14 protein-coding genes, 3 rRNA genes and 1 pseudogene are annotated in these 19,342 nt (G+C 67.3%); 12 read left to right on the top strand and 6 right to left on the bottom strand.

Annotated features, from left to right (window positions below; translation table 11 throughout):
• The first annotated feature begins 13 nt into the window (after window positions 1-13).
• Together CP978_RS08590 and CP978_RS08585 are read left to right on the top strand one after the other, a co-directional pair.
• Window positions 14-1,159, top strand: coding sequence for a GAF domain-containing sensor histidine kinase (locus CP978_RS08590; protein ID WP_043439071.1), 1,146 nt, complete (start codon window positions 14-16; stop codon window positions 1,157-1,159).
• The gene (locus CP978_RS08585) at window positions 1,152-1,793 is read left to right on the top strand and encodes a response regulator (RefSeq protein WP_043439069.1); all 642 of its coding nucleotides are present in this window, start codon (window positions 1,152-1,154) and stop codon (window positions 1,791-1,793) included. The genes CP978_RS08590 and CP978_RS08585 overlap by 8 nt, the downstream gene beginning before the upstream one ends.
• 645 nt (window positions 1,794-2,438) lie before the next feature.
• On the opposite strand, the gene CP978_RS08580 is transcribed toward CP978_RS08585, so the two are convergent.
• Window positions 2,439-3,221 (bottom strand): hypothetical protein, encoded by a 783-nt coding sequence (locus CP978_RS08580; protein WP_079162060.1) that lies wholly within the window; start codon window positions 3,219-3,221, stop codon window positions 2,439-2,441.
• A gap of 151 nt (window positions 3,222-3,372) precedes the next feature.
• On the opposite strand from CP978_RS08580, the gene CP978_RS08575 reads away from it, so the two are divergent.
• The 3 genes from CP978_RS08575 (at window position 3,373) to CP978_RS08565 (ending at window position 5,827) form a co-directional block, all read left to right on the top strand.
• The gene (locus CP978_RS08575; protein ID WP_043439066.1) at window positions 3,373-4,170 is read left to right on the top strand and encodes an ABC transporter ATP-binding protein; all 798 of its coding nucleotides are present in this window, start codon (window positions 3,373-3,375) and stop codon (window positions 4,168-4,170) included.
• A 108-nt stretch (window positions 4,171-4,278) separates the two neighbouring features.
• A complete protein-coding gene (locus CP978_RS08570; RefSeq protein ID WP_043439065.1) occupies window positions 4,279-4,707 on the top strand; it encodes an NfeD family protein in 429 nt (142 codons plus the stop codon).
• A 154-nt stretch (window positions 4,708-4,861) separates the two neighbouring features.
• Window positions 4,862-5,827 carry an SPFH domain-containing protein gene (locus tag CP978_RS08565; RefSeq protein ID WP_043439063.1) on the top strand — a complete coding sequence of 322 codons (966 nt, stop codon included), beginning with the start codon at window positions 4,862-4,864 and terminating at the stop codon, window positions 5,825-5,827.
• 100 nt (window positions 5,828-5,927) lie between these two features.
• On the opposite strand, the gene CP978_RS08560 is transcribed toward CP978_RS08565, so the two are convergent.
• The 3 genes from CP978_RS08560 to CP978_RS08550 all read right to left on the bottom strand — a co-directional run bounded on the left by CP978_RS08560 (window position 5,928) and on the right by CP978_RS08550 (window position 7,965).
• A complete protein-coding gene (locus CP978_RS08560; protein WP_043439062.1) occupies window positions 5,928-6,434 on the bottom strand; it encodes an HNH endonuclease in 507 nt (168 codons plus the stop codon).
• Window positions 6,435-6,596: 162 nt separating this feature from the next.
• The gene (locus tag CP978_RS08555) at window positions 6,597-7,136 is read right to left on the bottom strand and encodes a YbhB/YbcL family Raf kinase inhibitor-like protein (RefSeq protein ID WP_043439061.1); all 540 of its coding nucleotides are present in this window, start codon (window positions 7,134-7,136) and stop codon (window positions 6,597-6,599) included.
• A gap of 43 nt (window positions 7,137-7,179) precedes the next feature.
• Complete coding sequence (locus CP978_RS08550; RefSeq protein WP_043439060.1) at window positions 7,180-7,965, bottom strand: sporulation protein; 786 nt, start codon at window positions 7,963-7,965, stop codon at window positions 7,180-7,182.
• A 191-nt stretch (window positions 7,966-8,156) separates the two neighbouring features.
• Here CP978_RS08550 and CP978_RS08545 point away from each other — a divergent pair, with 191 nt between their 5' ends.
• The 4 genes from CP978_RS08545 (at window position 8,157) to rrf (ending at window position 14,507) form a co-directional block, all read left to right on the top strand.
• Complete coding sequence (locus tag CP978_RS08545) at window positions 8,157-8,798, top strand: DNA-3-methyladenine glycosylase (RefSeq protein WP_043439059.1); 642 nt, start codon at window positions 8,157-8,159, stop codon at window positions 8,796-8,798.
• A 531-nt stretch (window positions 8,799-9,329) separates the two neighbouring features.
• A 16S ribosomal RNA gene (locus CP978_RS08535) occupies window positions 9,330-10,854 on the top strand.
• A 314-nt stretch (window positions 10,855-11,168) separates the two neighbouring features.
• Window positions 11,169-14,286, top strand: a 23S ribosomal RNA gene (locus tag CP978_RS08530).
• 104 nt (window positions 14,287-14,390) lie between these two features.
• A 5S ribosomal RNA gene (rrf, locus tag CP978_RS08525) occupies window positions 14,391-14,507 on the top strand.
• Together the 16S, 23S and 5S rRNA genes form the textbook arrangement of a ribosomal RNA operon.
• Before the next feature lie 118 nt (window positions 14,508-14,625).
• Here rrf and CP978_RS36365 read toward each other — a convergent pair.
• Window positions 14,626-15,117, bottom strand: coding sequence for a hypothetical protein (locus CP978_RS36365; RefSeq protein ID WP_158508324.1), 492 nt, complete (start codon window positions 15,115-15,117; stop codon window positions 14,626-14,628).
• A gap of 159 nt (window positions 15,118-15,276) precedes the next feature.
• On the opposite strand from CP978_RS36365, the pseudogene CP978_RS36360 reads away from it, so the two are divergent.
• Both CP978_RS36360 and CP978_RS35205 read left to right on the top strand, forming a co-directional pair.
• Window positions 15,277-15,867: pseudogene (locus tag CP978_RS36360) on the top strand (hypothetical protein); the annotation flags it as partial.
• Window positions 15,868-15,915: 48 nt separating this feature from the next.
• Window positions 15,916-16,764 (top strand): tetratricopeptide repeat protein, encoded by an 849-nt coding sequence (locus CP978_RS35205; RefSeq protein WP_207312954.1) that lies wholly within the window; start codon window positions 15,916-15,918, stop codon window positions 16,762-16,764.
• 129 nt (window positions 16,765-16,893) lie between these two features.
• On the opposite strand, the gene CP978_RS08505 is transcribed toward CP978_RS35205, so the two are convergent.
• Window positions 16,894-18,195: a DUF1015 domain-containing protein gene (locus CP978_RS08505; protein ID WP_043439056.1), complete on the bottom strand. Its 1,302-nt coding sequence runs from the start codon at window positions 18,193-18,195 to the stop codon at window positions 16,894-16,896.
• A gap of 71 nt (window positions 18,196-18,266) precedes the next feature.
• On the opposite strand from CP978_RS08505, the gene CP978_RS08500 reads away from it, so the two are divergent.
• A complete protein-coding gene (locus CP978_RS08500; protein ID WP_043439053.1) occupies window positions 18,267-19,292 on the top strand; it encodes an HAD-IIA family hydrolase in 1,026 nt (341 codons plus the stop codon).
• Window positions 19,293-19,342: the final 50 nt, after the last annotated feature.

Raw genomic sequence — 19,342 nt, 5'->3', positions numbered from 1 at the left:
GTACGGTGAGGCCATGAGCCATCTACCCAGGTCGGGCCTGTACGCGGTCAGCTCCGCGCTGCTGGCCATGAGCAGGCATCTGGAGGTGCGCGACGTCCTCAAGACGATCGTGGCCTCCGCCCGTGAGCTGCTCGACGCGGAGTACGCGGCCCTGGGCGTCCCGGACGACCACGGGGGCTTCGCCCAGTTCGTGGTGGACGGCGTCAGCGACGAACAGTGGAAGGCCATCGGCCCGCTCCCGCGCCAGCACGGCATCCTGGCCTCGATGCTGCACGGCGCGAAGCCCGAGCGGATCGCCGACGTCCGCGAGGACCCCCGCTTCGAGGGCTGGCCGGAAGCCCACCCCGATATGTCCGACTTCCTGGGCCTGCCCGTCCGCGACGGCGACGAGACCATCGCGGCGCTGTTCCTCGCCAACAAGAGGTGCCCCAGGCCGCAGGGCGGCTGCGGCTTCACCGAGGAGGACGAGGAACTGCTCTCGATCCTCGCCCAGCACGCCGCGATCGCCCTCACCAACGCCCGCCTCTATGAGCGCAGCCGGGAGCTGACCATCGCCGAGGAGCGCTCCCGGCTTGCCCATGAGCTGCATGACGCGGTCAGCCAGAAGCTCTTCTCCCTCCGGCTCACCGCCCAGGCGGCGGCCGCCCTGATCGACCGCGCTCCGGGGCGGGCCAAGGAGGAGCTCCAGCAGGTGGCCGCGCTCGCCGCGGAGGCCACCGACGAGCTGCGGGCCGCCGTGGTCGAGCTGCGGCCCGCCGCCCTCGACGAGGACGGCCTGGTCGCCACCCTGCGCACCCAGATCCAGGTCCTCGACCGTGCCCACAGCGCGCGGGTGGCCTTCAGCAGCTTCGGGGTCCGCGCGCTGCCGGCCGCCCAGGAGGAGGCGCTGCTGCGCGTCGCCCAGGAGGCCCTGCACAACGCCCTGCGGCACTCCGGTGCCCGGCGCGTCGAGGTGACGCTGCACCGGCGCGGCCCGCGCGCCGTGCTGCGGGTCGCGGACGACGGCAGCGGATTCGACCCCGGGGAGACCCGCCGTGCGGGCCGCCACCTCGGCCTGGTCTCGATGCGTGACCGGGCGAGCGGGGTCGGCGGCTCGCTGACCGTGGAGTCGGCGCCCGGCAAGGGCACCACGATCGAGATGGAGGTACCCGGTGGCTGACCCGATCAAGGTGCTGCTTGTCGACGACCACCAGGTGGTCCGCCGTGGTCTGCGGACCTTCCTGGAGGTGCAGGACGACATCGAGGTCGTCGGAGAGGCGTCCGACGGCGCCGAGGGGGTGGCCCGCGCGGAGGAGCTGAGACCCGATGTCGTCCTCATGGACGTCAAGATGCCGGGCATGGACGGCATCGAGGCGCTGCGCAGGCTCCGCGAGCTGGACAACCCCGCGCGTGTGCTGATCGTGACCAGCTTCACCGAACAGCGCACGGTGGTCCCCGCCCTGCGCGCCGGCGCCGCCGGATATGTGTACAAGGACGTGGACCCCGACGCGCTCGCCGGCGCCATCCGCTCGGTGCACGCGGGCCATGTCCTGCTCCAGCCGGAGGTCGCGGAGGCGCTGCTGTCCCAGGAGGAGGCCCCGTCGGGCCAGGGCAGGGCCGGCTCGCTCACCGAACGGGAGCAGGAGGTGCTGGGGCTGATCGCGGACGGTCGCTCCAACCGGGAGATCGCCCGGGCGCTGGTGCTGTCGGAGAAGACGGTGAAGACCCATGTCTCCAACATCCTGATGAAGCTCGACCTGGCGGACCGCACCCAGGCCGCCCTCTGGGCCGTACGCCACGGCGTCGACCGCTGACCACCCCTGCCGGCCGCCGGGCACGACGCCTCTCCGCCGTACGACGTGAGCCCCGGGCCCGGCACTCCGGATACGGAGAGCGGCGTCCCCGTCGCCGTCGCGTTCTGCCGGGGGTCCACTGAGCCCCTTCGGGGCGCCCCTCGGCAGTCACCGCCTCTCCTTCCGGGGGCAGGACTGGGCGGAGCCCGGGTTCCGGAGTACACGCTCCGTGTACAGAGGACGGCGCCCCGCTTACCGTGGCGCGCCGCCGGCGGTCAGCGCTGACGCCCCTCGGGGCGCCCCCGACGCCTCGGCGGTCACCGCCTCCTTCTCCGGACGGCAGGGACGGGGCGAGGCCCGGCGCCCGGAGCACAGGCCTCGGATATGGAGGACGGCGTCCCCGCCGCCGTGGCATCCCGCCGGAGGTCTGCGCACTTCGGGGCGCCCCTCGGCAGTCACCGCCCCTCCGGGACCCGAGACCCGGGGCCCGGGCCCCGGAGCACACGCTCCGTGTACGGAGGACGGTTTTCCGGTCGCCCTGGCGCGCCGCCGGGGTCAGCACTGACGGCCCCTCGGGGCGCGCCCCCGGCGGTCGCCGCCTCTTCCTCCGCGAGGCAGGGGCGGGGCGGGGCCCGGTCCTCCCGGTGACCGGGGTCACGCACCCGGTCAGCGGATCTCGCGCTGCTCCACGACGGAGTTGTACGCCGCGACCTGCGCGCGGCGGGAGGTTCGTTCCACCGGGCGCAGGGCCTGGGCCCGGGCCGCCATCTCGGAGGCGCTGACCGCACCCCCGTGCCCGTTCTCGTACGCCACCGAGATCAGCAGCCCCACCCGCTGGGCCAGCTCCAGCACCCGTACCGCCCGCGGCGGATATCCCGGTGCCAGTACCTCCCGACCCCGCTCGGCCCGCGCCCGGTACGCGCCGATCGCCGCCTCCGCCACCGGCCCCGAGCCCGCCACATCCAGCCGCGACAGCACCTCCGTCGCCTCGCGCAGCGCCTCCGCCAGCTCCCGCTCGGCCTCCCCGAGCGAGGGCACATCGGCGGGCGGAGCCTCCCGCACCGGAAGACAGTGCCAGACGACCTCGGCATGCACATCGCCCTCCGGACCCGCCTCGTACAGCTCGGGCACCAGACCGAACGCGGCCCCGTGACAGACCACCGCCTCCTCGGCCTCCAGGGCCCGCGCGTTGAACTCCGGCGGACCGCTCAGCCCCAGCGGATGCCCCGGTGCGGGCAGCGCGATCCGCAGACCGGTCACCCCGAGCGTCCGCAGCCGGCCCAGCGCGAACGTGAGACCGACCGGCGCGGACTCGCCCGGCAGACCCCGGACGCGGTGCACCGCATCCTCACCGACGATGGCGGACGCGGCGTCGTCCGGAGGGACAAGTCCGGCCAAAAGAGCATTTCCCCATGCGGCCAGGCGTCCTGAGCGTGGTTCCGAGAGCATGCCCCCACCCTAAGGACCTGACCTATGGAATAGGCGGGGCGACCAGTGGCGTAGATTTCATGGGGGCTGCGCCCATCGGCGTGGCGGACCGCGCCCACAGGCGTACGCGAGAGCCGACACAGGCCACACTGCAAGGGGAGACTACGCGCTCATGAGCGATGTTCTGGAGCTTGAGGACGTATCTGTGGTCCGCGAGGGCCGGGCGCTGGTGGACCAGGTCTCCTGGTCGGTCAAGGAGGGCGAGCGCTGGGTCATCGTCGGTCCCAACGGCGCCGGCAAGACGACCCTCCTCAACGTCGCCTCGAGCTACCTCTACCCCTCCTCCGGCACCGCCACCATCCTCGGTGAGACCCTCGGCAAGCCCGGCACCGACGTCTTCGAGCTGCGCCCGCGCATCGGCATGGCCAGCATCGCCATGGCCGAGAAGCTGCCCAAGAGCCAGACGGTCCTCGGGACCGTGCTGACCGCGGCCTACGGCATGACGGCCGGCTGGCACGAGGAGTACGAGGACGTCGACGAACAGCGCGCCCGTGCCTTCCTCGACCGCCTCGGCATGAGCGACTTCCTCGACCGGAAGTTCGGCACCCTCTCCGAGGGCGAGCGCAAGCGCACCCTCATCGCCCGCGCCCTGATGACCGACCCCGAGCTGCTGCTCCTGGACGAGCCCGCCGCCGGACTCGACCTCGGCGGCCGCGAGGACCTCGTACGCCGTCTCGGCCGTCTCGCCCGGGACCCGATCGCCCCCTCGATGATCATGGTCACCCACCATGTCGAGGAGATCGCCCCCGGCTTCACCCACGTCCTGATGATCCGTCAGGGCAAGGTGCTCACCGCGGGCCCGTTGGAGCTCGAACTCACCTCCCGCAACCTCTCCCTCTGCTTCGGACTCCCGCTCCTCGTGGAGCAGGTCGGCGACCGCTGGACGGCTCGGGGCCTGCCCCTGTCCTGACCCGCCCCGTCCCGATATCACCGAAACCTCGCGAAACGCCCTGAGGGGGTTGGCTCAACCTGCTCTGTGCCCTGTCGGCGAAGGGGCCCTCGGCCCTACCATGACCATGTGAACATCGACACATGGGTGTGGTGGCTGGTCGGTGCGGCGGCGCTCGGCATCGGACTGGTGATCACCACGTTGCCGGAGCTCGGCATGCTCGCGGTGGGCGCTCTCGCGGCCGCCGCGGTCTCCGGGCTCGGAGGCGACGCCGTCATCCAGGTCGTCGTCTTCGCCGTGGTCTCGGTGGCGCTCATCGCCGTGGTCCGGCCCATCGCCGCCCGGCATCGCTCCCAGAACCCCGAACTCGCCACGGGCATCGAGGCGTTGAAGGGGAAGCGGGCCACCGTCCTGGAACGCGTCGACGGCTCCGGCGGCCGGGTCAAACTCGCCGGGGAAGTCTGGTCGGCGCGCGCCCTCGACTCCGAACTCATCTATGAGGTGGGCCAGGAGGTGGACATCGTGGACATCGAGGGAGCCACCGCCGTCGTCATGTGATCCGGCGGGCGCAACCGGGGCGAACTCCCCACACGGCGCACGCGGTTCTGTCAGACTCAAGCCGCAAGATCTTCAACAAGCATAAAATCTGCCACAAAGGGTTCCGAACGTCGCCGAAGGCGCCGAAGCGGAGAAGGGGAACGGGGAATTCACGATGGAACCGATCATCATCGTCCTGATCATTCTGGTGGTGTTGGTCTTCATCGCCCTGATCAAGACGATCCAGGTCATCCCACAGGCGAGCGCCGCCATCGTCGAGCGCTTCGGCCGTTACACCCGGACACTGAACGCGGGCCTGAACATCGTGGTCCCGTTCATCGACACCATCCGCAACCGCATCGACCTGCGTGAACAGGTCGTTCCCTTCCCGCCCCAGCCGGTGATCACCCAGGACAACCTGGTCGTCAACATCGACACGGTCATCTACTACCAGGTGACCGACGCCCGGGCCGCCACCTACGAGGTCGCCAGCTACATCCAGGCCATCGAGCAGCTCACCGTCACCACCCTCCGCAACATCATCGGTGGCATGGACCTGGAGCGCACCCTGACCTCCCGCGAGGAGATCAACGCGGCACTGCGCGGCGTCCTCGACGAGGCCACCGGCAAGTGGGGCATCCGCGTCAACCGCGTCGAGCTGAAGGCCATCGAGCCCCCGACCTCCATCCAGGACTCGATGGAGAAGCAGATGCGCGCCGACCGTGACAAGCGCGCCCAGATCCTCACCGCGGAAGGTACGCGTCAGGCGGCCATCCTCACCGCGGAGGGCGAGAAGCAGTCCCAGATCCTGCGTGCCGAGGGTGACGCCAAGGCCTCCGCCCTGCGCGCCGAGGGTGAGGCCCAGGCCATCCGTACGGTCTTCGAGTCCATCCACGCCGGTGACCCGGACCAGAAGCTGCTCTCCTACCAGTACCTCCAGATGCTCCCGAAGATCGCCGAGGGCGACGCCAACAAGCTCTGGATCGTGCCCAGCGAGATCGGCGACGCCCTGAAGGGCCTCTCCGGTGCGATCGGCAACTTCGGCCCGATGGGCGGGGGTTCGGGCAACAGCGACTCCGGGAAGTCCATCGGCAAGGGCGACGGGGGCGGGGAGCGCCGCGAGCGGCCGTCCATCGACTGACCGACCCTGCACACGACAGCGGGCCCGCCTCCCCACGGAGGCGGGCCCGCTGTCGTACGCGGTCCCCGTGCGGCCCCGGGCACGGATGCCGTCCCCTGGATCAGGCCGCCGACCGCGTCAGCCAGTCCGGCAGCGCCCCCAGATCGTCCCGCCCGAGCGTCAGCAGCATCGCGTCGGCCGGCGTCGGCTCGAACGGCTGTCGCAGCAGCGGCATACCGGCCTGCTCCGGGGTGCGGTCCGCCTTGCGGTGGTTGTCCTCGGCGCACGAGGCGACCGTATTGAGCCAGGTGTCACCACCGCCGTGGGACCGCGGCACCACATGGTCCACGGTCGTCGCCCGCCTCCCGCAGTACGCGCACCGGTGCCCGTCCCGCACCAGCACACCCCGCCTCGACCACGGGGCTTGTCTTCGGAAGGGCACCCGTACATAGCGTCGGAGCCTGATGACCCGGGGCGCCGGTATGTCCACAGCGGCCCCCCGCATACGGAGTTCGGGGTGGGCCTGTTCGACGACGGCCTTGGACTGCAGCACCAGAACGACGGCTCGGTTCAGCGTCACCGTCGACAGCGGCTCGAAGCTCGCGTTCAGCACCAGCGTGTCACGCATCCGGCCCACCTCCTGTGTGCACCTGCCCACCCCCTGGCGGGCTGGATCAACTCTGGCCGGGCACGCCGAGATGGACAACGCAATAAAAAATGCCCGCCTCCGGCCGCTTCGGGACCAGAGACGGGCAAACGTTCGGTGAACGTCAGTCAGCGGGGCACGGTGTCAGCCCGCTGCCGGGTTCTCGTACTCCCCGATGAGCTGGGCGCGCGCCAGCGTGTGGAACCGCAGATTGAAGCCGACCACCGCGGGGGAGGCGTCCGCGTCCGGACCGAGCTTCTCCTGATCGACGGCGTACACCGTGAACACATACCGGTGCGGTCCGTCCCCGGGCGGCGGGGCGGCGCCCCCGAAGTCCTTCGTCCCGTAGTCGTTGCGCGCGTGCACCACACCGGAGGGCAGCCCCTCGAACTTCCCGCCGCCCGCACCGGCCGGGAGCTCGGTCACCGAGGCCGGGATGTCGAACAGCACCCAGTGCCAGAACCCGCTCCCCGTGGGGGCGTCCGGGTCGTAGCAGGTCACGGCGAAGCTCTTGGTCTCGGGCGGGAAGCCCTCCCAGCGCAGTTGCGGCGAGGTGTTCCCGGCCGCGTACACCTGGGCGTCCTTGAGCCCGGCACCCGGCTCGACGTCCTCACTCGTCACCGTGAACGCCGGCACGGGCGGATGGAAGTCATGCGGCAGCGGACGCCTCTTGGACTCGGTCACCTCGGCACCTCCAGGTCAGTGGATCAATGGTTCGGTTCAGAGCCTAGAACCAGCTGCGCCTGCTGCCGACCTCCGACAGCCACTGGTGAAGGTAGGCGGCCCAGTCCGTGTCCTGGAAGTCGTACAGCCCGACCTGGAAGCAGTGGTAGCTGTCGCTGCCCTCGTCGAACAGACCGGGCTTCTTGTCCATCTCCAGGACGACGTCCATCGCCTGCCCGTCCGCCACAAAGCTCAACTCGACCTGGTTCAGGCCGCGATACTGCGGCGGCGGGTAGAACTCGATCTCCTGGTAGAAGGGGAGCTGCTGCCGAGTGCCCCCGATGCGGCCGCTCTCCATGTCCGCGCTCTTGAAATGGAAACCCAGCTGGACGAAGGCGTCCAGAATCGCCTTCTGCGCAGGCATCGGGTGCACCTGGATGGGATCCAGATCACCGGAGTCCACGGCATGCGCGATGTCCAGCTCCGTCGTCACCCCGATGTACATCCCCCGCAACGGCTGCCCGTCGATCATGGTGACGGGCGTCTCCCAGGGAATGTCGAACCCGAACGGCACGATGTGCACGGCCTCCGCCTGGAGCTCGAAGGCGCCCCCGAGCTGAACCCTGGTGAACTCGATGTCCCGCCGGTACTCCGCGTCGTCGTGCCCCTCCACCTCGACCTTGGCCTGCAGACCGAGGCTCAGGCCCTGGATCGACTGGCTGACCGTTCCGCCCTGGATCCGCACCTCGCCCTGGACGACACCGCCCGGTACGACATTGATCTCGGCCAGCTCCGTCTCGACCGACGCCCCGCCGGCACCCAGGCTCGCCAGCAGCCGCTTGAACCCCATGAGTGTTCCCTCCCAGGCGACACCTGTTCCACGGCCCCGCCTCTTGTACGCGTTCTCGACCCTTGATCCCTGGAAACGCGATCCCGCCCGGGGCCGGTTCCGCGCCCTCATGGCTCCGGGGCCTCACCTCTCCCCAGGAGAAGTACCGACCACCCCGGGACACGCACCCGTCTGGACTACGCTCATAAACCATGATCGCGTCCCCCGACCGTACGCCGCTCCCCAGGGACTTCTTCGACCGACCCGTACTGGAGGTCGCCCCCGATCTCCTGGGCCGCCTGATCGTGCGCGCCACCCCGGACGGCCCGATCGAACTGCGTCTGACGGAGGTCGAGGCGTACGACGGTCCGAACGACCCCGGCTCCCACGCCTACCGCGGCCGCACGACCCGCAACGAGGTGATGTTCGGCCCGCCCGGACATGTGTACGTTTACTTCACCTATGGCATGTGGCACTGCATGAATCTGGTGTGCGGGCCGGAGGGCCGGGCCAGTGGCGTACTGCTCCGGGCCGGCGAGATCACCGAGGGGGCCGAGCTAGCCCGCACCCGGCGGCTTTCGGCCCGGAACGACAAGGAACTGGCCAAAGGCCCCGCACGGCTGGCGACCGCCCTGGGTGTGGACCGGGCCCTGGACGGCACGGACGCCTGTGCCCAGGACGAGACCCCCTTGCGCATCCTGACCGGCACCCCGATCCCCTCCGACCAGGTGCGCAACGGTCCCCGCACCGGAGTGGCCGGCGACGGTGGCGTCCACCCATGGCGCTACTGGATCGCCAACGACCCGACGGTCAGTCCCTATCGCGCTCACACACCCCGTCGACGCCGAAGTTGACGCGTCCTTTCGGGGTGCGTAAGGTAGCGCGAGCCGCTTGACACGGGTACGGCAGTCAGCCGACAGCCCGAAGCGGCCAACCCACTACTTCTGTCGCCCCTCATTGAGGGTGAATTCGGCGTGCCTGCACGTCCGAATTCGGACTCGCAGGAACTCGATTATGAGTTGCAGCGGGAATCGGTTAACGTAGTGAATGTCGAAAGGCGAGAGGCGAAAGCCCCGAACCCAAGGCAAATCCCGCCGACAGGGAATCGGATCGAGAAAAGATCTGATAGAGTCGGAAACACCGAAGGGAAGCGCCCGGAGGAAAGCCGAGAGAGAATCTCGGTGAGTACGAAGGAAGCGTCCGTTCCTTGAGAACTCAACAGCGTGCCAAAAGTCAACGCCAGATATGTTGATACCCCGTCTCCGGCCGGTTCGGTCGGGACGAGGTTCCTTTGAAATAACACAGCGAGGACGCTGTGAACCGAGGGGATTATTCCTCCCCTCTGGTTCCGCTCTCGTGGTGTTTACCCCGATCACGGGGAAGCATTCACGGAGAGTTTGATCCTGGCTCAGGACGAACGCTGGCGGCGTGCTTAACACATGCAAGTCGAACGATGAAGCCCTTCGGGGTGGATTAGTGGCGAACGGGTGAGTAACACGTGGGCAATCTGCCCTGCACTCTGGGACAAGCCCTGGAAACGGGGTCTAATACCGGATACGAGCCGGGGAGGCATCTCCCTGGTTGGAAAGCTCCGGCGGTGCAGGATGAGCCCGCGGCCTATCAGCTTGTTGGTGAGGTAACGGCTCACCAAGGCGACGACGGGTAGCCGGCCTGAGAGGGCGACCGGCCACACTGGGACTGAGACACGGCCCAGACTCCTACGGGAGGCAGCAGTGGGGAATATTGCACAATGGGCGAAAGCCTGATGCAGCGACGCCGCGTGAGGGATGACGGCCTTCGGGTTGTAAACCTCTTTCAGCAGGGAAGAAGCGAGAGTGACGGTACCTGCAGAAGAAGCGCCGGCTAACTACGTGCCAGCAGCCGCGGTAATACGTAGGGCGCGAGCGTTGTCCGGAATTATTGGGCGTAAAGAGCTCGTAGGCGGCTTGTCGCGTCGGTTGTGAAAGCCCGGGGCTTAACCCCGGGTCTGCAGTCGATACGGGCAGGCTAGAGTTCGGTAGGGGAGATCGGAATTCCTGGTGTAGCGGTGAAATGCGCAGATATCAGGAGGAACACCGGTGGCGAAGGCGGATCTCTGGGCCGATACTGACGCTGAGGAGCGAAAGCGTGGGGAGCGAACAGGATTAGATACCCTGGTAGTCCACGCCGTAAACGGTGGGCACTAGGTGTGGGCAACATTCCACGTTGTCCGTGCCGCAGCTAACGCATTAAGTGCCCCGCCTGGGGAGTACGGCCGCAAGGCTAAAACTCAAAGGAATTGACGGGGGCCCGCACAAGCGGCGGAGCATGTGGCTTAATTCGACGCAACGCGAAGAACCTTACCAAGGCTTGACATACACCGGAAAGCATTAGAGATAGTGCCCCCCTTGTGGTCGGTGTACAGGTGGTGCATGGCTGTCGTCAGCTCGTGTCGTGAGATGTTGGGTTAAGTCCCGCAACGAGCGCAACCCTTGTCCCGTGTTGCCAGCAGGCCCTTGTGGTGCTGGGGACTCACGGGAGACCGCCGGGGTCAACTCGGAGGAAGGTGGGGACGACGTCAAGTCATCATGCCCCTTATGTCTTGGGCTGCACACGTGCTACAATGGCCGGTACAATGAGCTGCGATACCGTGAGGTGGAGCGAATCTCAAAAAGCCGGTCTCAGTTCGGATTGGGGTCTGCAACTCGACCCCATGAAGTCGGAGTCGCTAGTAATCGCAGATCAGCATTGCTGCGGTGAATACGTTCCCGGGCCTTGTACACACCGCCCGTCACGTCACGAAAGTCGGTAACACCCGAAGCCGGTGGCCCAACCCCTTGTGGGAGGGAGCTGTCGAAGGTGGGACTGGCGATTGGGACGAAGTCGTAACAAGGTAGCCGTACCGGAAGGTGCGGCTGGATCACCTCCTTTCTAAGGAGCACTTCTAGGCCGCCTCGGCGGTCCAGAGGCCAGTACATCGGCGAACGTCCGGTGCTGGTTGCTCATGGGTGGAACGTTGACTACTCGGTCAGGACCTCGGGTCGAAGGCTGCTAGTACTGCTCGTGAGAGCGTGGAACGCATGATCTTCGGACGGGACTTGGCCGGGCACGCTGTTGGGTGTCTGAGGGCGCGGCCGTATGGCTGGGTCTTCGGTGCCGGCCCCAGTAAACTCACTGGATTTTCTGGTGGGGTGATGGGTGGTTGGTCGTTGTTTGAGAACTGCACAGTGAACGCGAGCATCTGTGGCCAAGTTTTTAAGGGCGCACGGTGGATGCCTTGGCACCAGGAACCGATGAAGGACGTGGGAGGCCACGATAGTCCCCGGGGAGTCGTCAACCAGGCTTTGATCCGGGGGTTTCCGAATGGGGAAACCCGGCAGTCGTCATGGGCTGTCACCCGCTGCTGAACACATAGGCAGTGTGGAGGGAACGCGGGGAAGTGAAACATCTCAGTACCCGCAGGAAGAGAAAACAACCGTGATTCCGGGAGTAGTGGCGAGCGAAACCGGATGAGGCTAAACCTATGGCGTGTGAGACCCGGCAGGGGTTGCGTTGTGGGGGTTGTGGGATCTCTCTTCTGTCGTCTGCCGGCGACAGGACGAGTCAGAAACCGTTGATGTAGACGAAGGACATGCGAAAGGTCCGGCGTAGAGGGTAAGACCCCCGTAGTCGAAACGTCAGCGGCTCGTTGGAGAGACACCCAAGTAGCACGGGGCCCGAGAAATCCCGTGTGAATCTGGCGGGACCACCCGCTAAGCCTAAATATTCCCTGGTGACCGATAGCGGATAGTACCGTGAGGGAATGGTGAAAAGTACCCCGGGAGGGGAGTGAAATAGTACCTGAAACCGTGTGCCTACAAGCCGTGGGAGCGTCGGAATGTGCTTGCACATTCTCGTGACTGCGTGCCTTTTGAAGAATGAGCCTGCGAGTTTGCGGTGTGTTGCGAGGTTAACCCGGGTGGGGTAGCCGTAGCGAAAGCGAGTCCGAACAGGGCGTTTGAGTAGCATGCCCAAGACCCGAAGCGGAGTGATCTAGCCATGGGCAGGTTGAAGCGGAGGTAAGACTTCGTGGAGGACCGAACCCACCAGGGTTGAAAACCTGGGGGATGACCTGTGGTTAGGGGTGAAAGGCCAATCAAACTCCGTGATAGCTGGTTCTCCCCGAAATGCATTTAGGTGCAGCGTCGTGTGTTTCTTGCCGGAGGTAGAGCACTGGATAGGCGATGGGCCCTACCGGGTTACTGACCTTAGCCAAACTCCGAATGCCGGTAAGTGAGAGCGCGGCAGTGAGACTGTGGGGGATAAGCTCCATGGTCGAGAGGGAAACAGCCCAGAGCATCGACTAAGGCCCCTAAGCGTACGCTAAGTGGGAAAGGATGTGGAGTCGCACAGACAACCAGGAGGTTGGCTTAGAAGCAGCCACCCTTGAAAGAGTGCGTAATAGCTCACTGGTCTAGTGATTCCGCGCCGACAATGTAGCGGGGCTCAAGCGTACCGCCGAAGTCGTGTCATTGCAGCATGAGGGCCAACGCCTGCTGTGATGGGTAGGGGAGCGTCGTCTGCCGGGTGAAGCAGCACCGGAAGGTAGTTGTGGACGGTTGACGAGTGAGAATGCAGGCATGAGTAGCGATTCACACGTGGGAAACGTGTGCGCCGATTGACTAAGGGTTCCTGGGTCAAGCTGATCTGCCCAGGGTAAGTCGGGACCTAAGGCGAGGCCGACAGGCGTAGTCGATGGATAACCGGTTGATATTCCGGTACCCGCTGTGGAGCGTCAAACATTGAATCCAGTGATGCTAAGGCCGTGAAGCCGTTCCGGACCCTTCGGGGAAAGGAAAGTGGTGGAGCCGCTGAACCAAGTTGGTAGTAGGTGAGTGATGGGGTGACGCAGGAAGGTAGTCCATCCCGGGCGGTGGTTGTCCCGGGGTAAGGGTGTAGCCCGGTGTGTAGGTAAATCCGCACACCTTGTGGGTGAGACCTGATGCCGAGCCGATTGTGGTGAAGTGGATGATCCTATGCTGTCGAGAAAAGCCTCTAGCGAGTTTCATGGCGGCCCGTACCCTAAACCGACTCAGGTAGTCAGGTAGAGAATACCGAGGCGTTCGGGTGAACTATGGTTAAGGAATTCGGCAAAATGCCCCCGTAACTTCGGGAGAAGGGGGGCCACTTCTGGTGATGATCTATACGGTCTGAGCTGGGGGTGGCCGCAGAGACCAGCGAGAAGCGACTGTTTACTAAAAACACAGGTCCGTGCGAAGCCGTAAGGCGATGTATACGGACTGACGCCTGCCCGGTGCTGGAACGTTAAGGGGACCGGTTAGCTCACTTTCGGGTGGGCGAAGCTGAGAACTTAAGCGCCAGTAAACGGCGGTGGTAACTATAACCATCCTAAGGTAGCGAAATTCCTTGTCGGGTAAGTTCCGACCTGCACGAATGGCGTAACGACTTCTCGACTGTCTCAACCATAGGCCCGGTGAAATTGCACTACGAGTAAAGATGCTCGTTTCGCGCAGCAGGACGGAAAGACCCCGGGACCTTTACTACAGTTTGATATTGGTGTTCGGTTCGGCTTGTGTAGGATAGCTGGGAGACTTTGAAGCGGCCACGCCAGTGGTTGTGGAGTCGTCGTTGAAATACCAGTCTGGTCGTGCTGGATGTCTAACCCGGGTCCGTGATCCGGATCGGGGACAGTGTCTGATGGGTAGTTTAACTGGGGCGGTTGCCTCCTAAAGGGTAACGGAGGCGCCCAAAGGTTCCCTCAGCCTGGTTGGCAATCAGGTGTTGAGTGTAAGTGCACAAGGGAGCTTGACTGTGAGACCGACGGGTCGAGCAGGGACGAAAGTCGGGACTAGTGATCCGGCGGTGGCTTGTGGAAGCGCCGTCGCTCAACGGATAAAAGGTACCCCGGGGATAACAGGCTGATCTTCCCCAAGAGTCCATATCGACGGGATGGTTTGGCACCTCGATGTCGGCTCGTCGCATCCTGGGGCTGGAGTCGGTCCCAAGGGTTGGGCTGTTCGCCCATTAAAGCGGTACGCGAGCTGGGTTTAGAACGTCGTGAGACAGTTCGGTCCCTATCCGCTGTGCGCGTAGGAGTCTTGAGAAGGGCTGTCCCTAGTACGAGAGGACCGGGACGGACGAACCTCTGGTGTGCCAGTTGTTCTGCCAAGGGCATGGCTGGTTGGCTACGTTCGGGAGGGATAACCGCTGAAAGCATCTAAGCGGGAAGCCTGCTTCGAGATGAGGACTCCCACCCACTTGATGGGGTAAGGCTCCCAGTAGACGACTGGGTTGATAGGCCAGATCTGGAAGCATCGTGAGGTGTGGAGGTGACTGGTACTAATAGGCCGAGGGCTTGTCCTCAGTTGCTCGCGTTCACTGTGTTGGTTCTGAGACAACGATCCGTTGTCGGTTCAGAGCAGAACATCAACTGAAGAGTGTGCTTGTTCGCTCGAAACCATTAGGGTTTCGGTGGTCATAGCATGAGGGAAACGCCCGGTTACATTCCGAACCCGGAAGCTAAGCCTCATAGCGCCGATGGTACTGCAGGGGGGACCCTGTGGGAGAGTAGGACGCCGCCGAACAATCTTTGGAGGACCCTTGGTCCCAGCGACTTGCTGGGACCAAGGGTCCTTTTTTGTTTTTCCGGAGCGCGGCGGATACTCGGCTGCGTGAGCATACTTGCGGTAACGAAGACAGGAGTCACCCATGTCCACCAACTCTCCCGACGAGCGTCCTGAGCGCGACCAGCGCCGCCGGGACAGTGGTGACCGTGGCGGCTACCGCGGAGCAGCGGGCCGGAGTGACGACCGCGGCGGTTACGGAGACCGTGGTGGGTTCGGCCGGCGTGACGACCGCCGAGGCGATGACCGTGGCGACCGCGGTGGCTTCCGCCGCGACGAGCGTCGCGACGACCGCCGTGACGAACGTCGCGATGACCGTGGCGGTTACGGGGACCGTGGTGGCTACGGCCGACGCGAGGAGCGTCGTGACGACCACCGTGGCGACCGCGGGGGCTTCCGTGGACGCGACGACCGTGGTGGCCAGGGAGACCGCGGCGCACGTCCGTCCTTCCGCCGTGACGATCGCCCGGGCGCCCCGCGCCGTGACGACCGCGACCGCGGCTTCCGCCGGGACGGCGACCGCCCCGCCCACGGGCGCGACGACGACCGTGGGGGCTACGGCCGCCGTCACGACGACCGCGGTGGCTCCGTGCGCCGCGAGGACGGCCGCGGTGAACGCCGTGACGACCGCCGTGACGACCGCGACCGGGGCTTCCGTCGCGACGACCGCGGCGGCTATGGGGACCGTGGTGGGTTCGGCCGGCGTGACGACCGCCGGAGCGATGACCGTGGCGACCGCGGTGGTTTCCGCCGTGACGACCGCCGTGACGACCGCCGTGATGAGCGTCGTGACGACCACCGTGGAGACCGCGCCGGCTACGGCCGCCGTGACGACCGTGGTGGCTTCCGCCGTGACGACCGTCGCGACGACCGCCGTGATGACCAGCGTCGTGACGACCACCGCGGTGACCGTGGCGGTTTCCGCCGTGAGGATCACCGCGATGACCGCGGTGGCTTCCGTCGTGACGACCACCGTGGTGACCGGGGTGGCTTCCGTCGCGATGACCACCGCGATGACCGCGGTGGCTTCCGTGGACGTGAGGATCACCGCGATGACCGTGGTGGTTTCCGCCGTGACGACCGTCGCGACGACCACCGTGGCGACCGGGGTGGCTTCCGTCGCGACGAGCGCCGTGATGACCGTCGCGACGACCGCCGAGGCGACGAGCGCGGTGACCGTGGTGGCTTCCGCGGACGTGACGACCGTGGTGCCCGTGGTCCGCGCCGCGACGACCGTGGGGACCGCGGCGGTCGCCCCGGCGGCTTCCGTGGACGCGACGACCGGCGTGACGACCGGCGTGACGACCGCCGCGGCGGCGGTGGCCGGTTCCGTGACGAGCGGGACCGCGACCGCGAGCCCATCAAGCGGCTGCCGATCCCCGAGGACGTCACCGGCGAGGAGATCGACAAGGACGTACGTCAGGAGCTGCAGAGCCTGCCGAAGACGCTCGCCGAGGATGTCGCCAAGAACCTGGTGATGGTCGCCCGGCTCATCGACGAGGACCCCGAGGGCGCCTACGGGTACTCCAAGGTGGCCCAGCGTCTGGCCTCCCGAGTCGCCGCCGTCCGTGAGGCGGCCGGCTTCGCCGCGTATGCGAACCAGAAGTACGGGGAGGCGCTCGCCGAGTTCCGGGCGGCCCGGCGGATGACCGGGAACCTCGAGCTGTGGCCCCTCATGGCCGACTGCGAGCGTGGTCTCGGCCGTCCCGAGAAGGCGCTGGACATGGCGGGCGCACCCGAGGTGCACAAGCTCGACAAGGCCGGTCAGGTCGAGATGCGGCTCGTCGCGGCCGGTGCGCGGCGTGACATGGGGCAGCTCGACGCCGCCATCGTGACGCTGCAGAGTCCGGAGCTGGCCTCCCACTCGGTGCAGCCGTGGACCGCGCGCCTGCGGTACGCGTATGCCGACGCCCTCCTCGCCGCCGGGCGGGAGAGCGAGGCGCGGGAGTGGTTCGCCAAGGCCGTCGAGGCCGACAAGGACGGCAGCACCGATGCCTCCGACCGGCTCGCCGAGCTGGACGGGGTGGAGTTCGTCGACGTGCTCGACGACGAGGCGGCCGACGAGGGAGAGAAGGGCGAGTCCGCCCCGGCCGAGGACGTGACCGAGGACGGCGAGAACGCCCGGGTTGTCGAGGACACCAGGGTCGTCGACGAAGCCCAGGACACCCAGGGCGACGAAGGCACGCAGAACGGCGGCACCGAGCCCCGCGAGCACTGACAGCCGTTCCACCACGACAGGGGGCGGGATCCCAAGGCCTCGGCCGGGATCCCGCCCCCTGTCATGTCCCGCGGACGGCGACCGGTGTCATGCCGTGGGACGGCGACCGGACGGACCGGTTCTCGGTTCTCAGAACTCCTCGGGAGACGTCAGCGCCCGCAGCACCAGCCCCGACGCCGGCTTGGGCCCGAACGACGTCGACTTGCGCGGCATGGTGACGCCCTGCCGGGCAAGTTCCCGTACGACCTCCTCGCGCACCGGGTGCATCAGCACGGCCGTACCCCCGTCGCGCTCGGCCTTCTCGACCGTCGCGGCGGTGTCGTGGATATAGCCGATGTGCTCCGGGGAATCCTCGGGGATGCGCCAGACGGCGTCGAGGAGCGTGGCGTGCAGAACCGTCGCGTCCAGGGTGCGCCAGGCCTCCGGGTGGTCCGAAGGCACCGTACGGGCCAGCAGTTCGGGCGACGGCCGGTCGACCAGGTGGAAGGCGCCGTCACCCGCCAGCAGAAAGGCGTTACCGGCGCCGGCCGCCTCCGCCAGTGACTCCAGGCCCTCGGACAGCGGGACACGCAGGGTGCGGACCCGGAAGAGGCCCGTGAGCGCGGACAGTGCCTCGGCCACCGGGAGGCGGTGCAGCAGCCGGTGGATCGCGCGCACCCGGAGCGGATGGCGGGCGGTGTCCACCAGCAGGACGAGGCCGAAGTCCCAGGGGCTCGGGGACGGGTGCTCCGCGCGCAGCCGCAGACAGGTCGCCCAGCGATGGTGGCCGTCGGCGATCAGGGCCTGGTGCCCGGCCAGGTCCGACTGGATCTCGGCGAGGTCGGCCGGGTCCGTGACCGCCCAGAGGCGATGACTGAACCCGTCCTCGGTGGTGGTGCACAGCAGCGGTCGGCGCTCGGCGGTGCGTTCGATGACGGCCGTGGCGCCCACCTCGGAGCCGGTGCCGCGGTAGGTGAGCAGCAGCGGTTCCAGGTTGGCGGAGGTCGCGCGCATCAGGGCCGCACGGTCCTCGACCACATGCGGCATCACGTCCTCATGGGGGAGCACCACACCCTCGGACGGCTCCGACAGGCGCAGGGCGCCGATGACACCGCGTTGCAGCAGACCGTCCCCGCGCTGCTCGTAGACATAGAGGCCCGGGTCGGCGTCGGCCCTGAGCACGCCCTCGGCCAGCCAGCGGCGCAGGGTGTCCGCGGCCTGCTTGTTGCGTGCCGCGGGGGTGGACGCCTGGGGCAGAATCAGACGGACGATGTTGTGCGGATCGGCCGATTCGAGGTGCAGCAGCCCGTCCGGCCGTACCACGACGTCGTACGGCGGTGAGGTGACCGCGGCGAGGCTGCCGACGTGGTCGGGGTCGTAGCGCACGCCCCTGAAGGGGGTCAGCTCGAGACCCGTGTGCGCCGGTACGTCCGCGGGACCTGCAGTGTTCATTAATGCATCGTAAGTGCGCCGGTGCGATGCGCGATGATCGGGGAATGCGAGCGAACGAGGAGCGATGTGCAATGAGCGGGACCGTCAGGACGCGGCCCGAGGGCAGTGCCCGGCCCCTGAGCGAGGCGTATGACACGGCGCTGCTCGACCTGGACGGGGTGGTGTACGCGGGCGGAGAGGCGATCGCGCACGCCGTGGAGTCGCTCGGCAGCGCCCGCGCGGGCGGCATGCACCTGGCGTATGTGACCAATAACGCCCTGCGTACGCCGGAGGCGGTGGCCGCGCACCTCACGGAGCTGGGGATACCGGCGGAGGCCGCGGATGTCATCACCTCGGCGCAGGCGGTGGCGCGGCTGATCGCCGAGCAGGTGCCCGCCGGGTCGCGGGTGCTGGTCGTCGGCGGGGAGGGGCTGCGGGTGGCGCTGCGGGAGCGCGGTCTGGTGCCCGTGGAGTCGGCCGACGACGACCCGGTGGCCGTGGTGCAGGGCTACGGCGGCCCTGAGCTGCCCTGGGCGCGTTTCGCGGAGGCCTCGTACGCCGTGGCGCGTGGGGTGCCGTGGTTCGCGTCCAACACGGATCTGACGATTCCGAGCGCCCGGGGCATCGCACCGGGGAACGGGGCGGCGGTGGAGGTCGTGCGGATCGCGACCGGTGCCGAGCCGCAGGTGGCGGGCAAGCCGCTGCCGCCGATGCACCGGGAGACGATCCTGCGGACGGGCGCCGAGCGGCCGCTGGTGGTCGGTGACCGGCTCGACACGGACATCGAGGGCGCCTTCAACGGCGGGGTCGACTCGCTGCTCGTCCTGACGGGCGTGACGGACGGCGCCCAGCTGCTGGCCGCGCCGCCGCACCACCGGCCGACCTATGTCGACGCGGACCTGCGGGGGTTGCTGGGCGGCCAGCCAGAGGTCGTCGCGACGGACGACGGCTATGGCTGCGGCGGCTGGACGGCCAGGGCGAAGGAGCGGCTGGAGCTGGAGGGCGAGGGGGAGACCCTGGACGGGCTGCGGGCGCTGTGCGCGGCGGCCTGGACGGCGGCCGGGGACGGCGTGTGCGCGCTGGACGCGGGGAAGGCTCTGGCACGGCTGGGGCTGTGAGAGCCGGAGGGGGCGGCCCCGCGGATGAGTAGCGAGGATAGGCTAACCTA

The sequence above is a fragment of the Streptomyces nodosus genome, from assembly GCF_008704995.1.
Classification (GTDB): domain Bacteria; phylum Actinomycetota; class Actinomycetes; order Streptomycetales; family Streptomycetaceae; genus Streptomyces; species Streptomyces nodosus.
The sequence above is the reverse complement of the archived record's forward strand: the minus strand, read 5'-3'. Positions and strand labels throughout refer to the sequence as shown.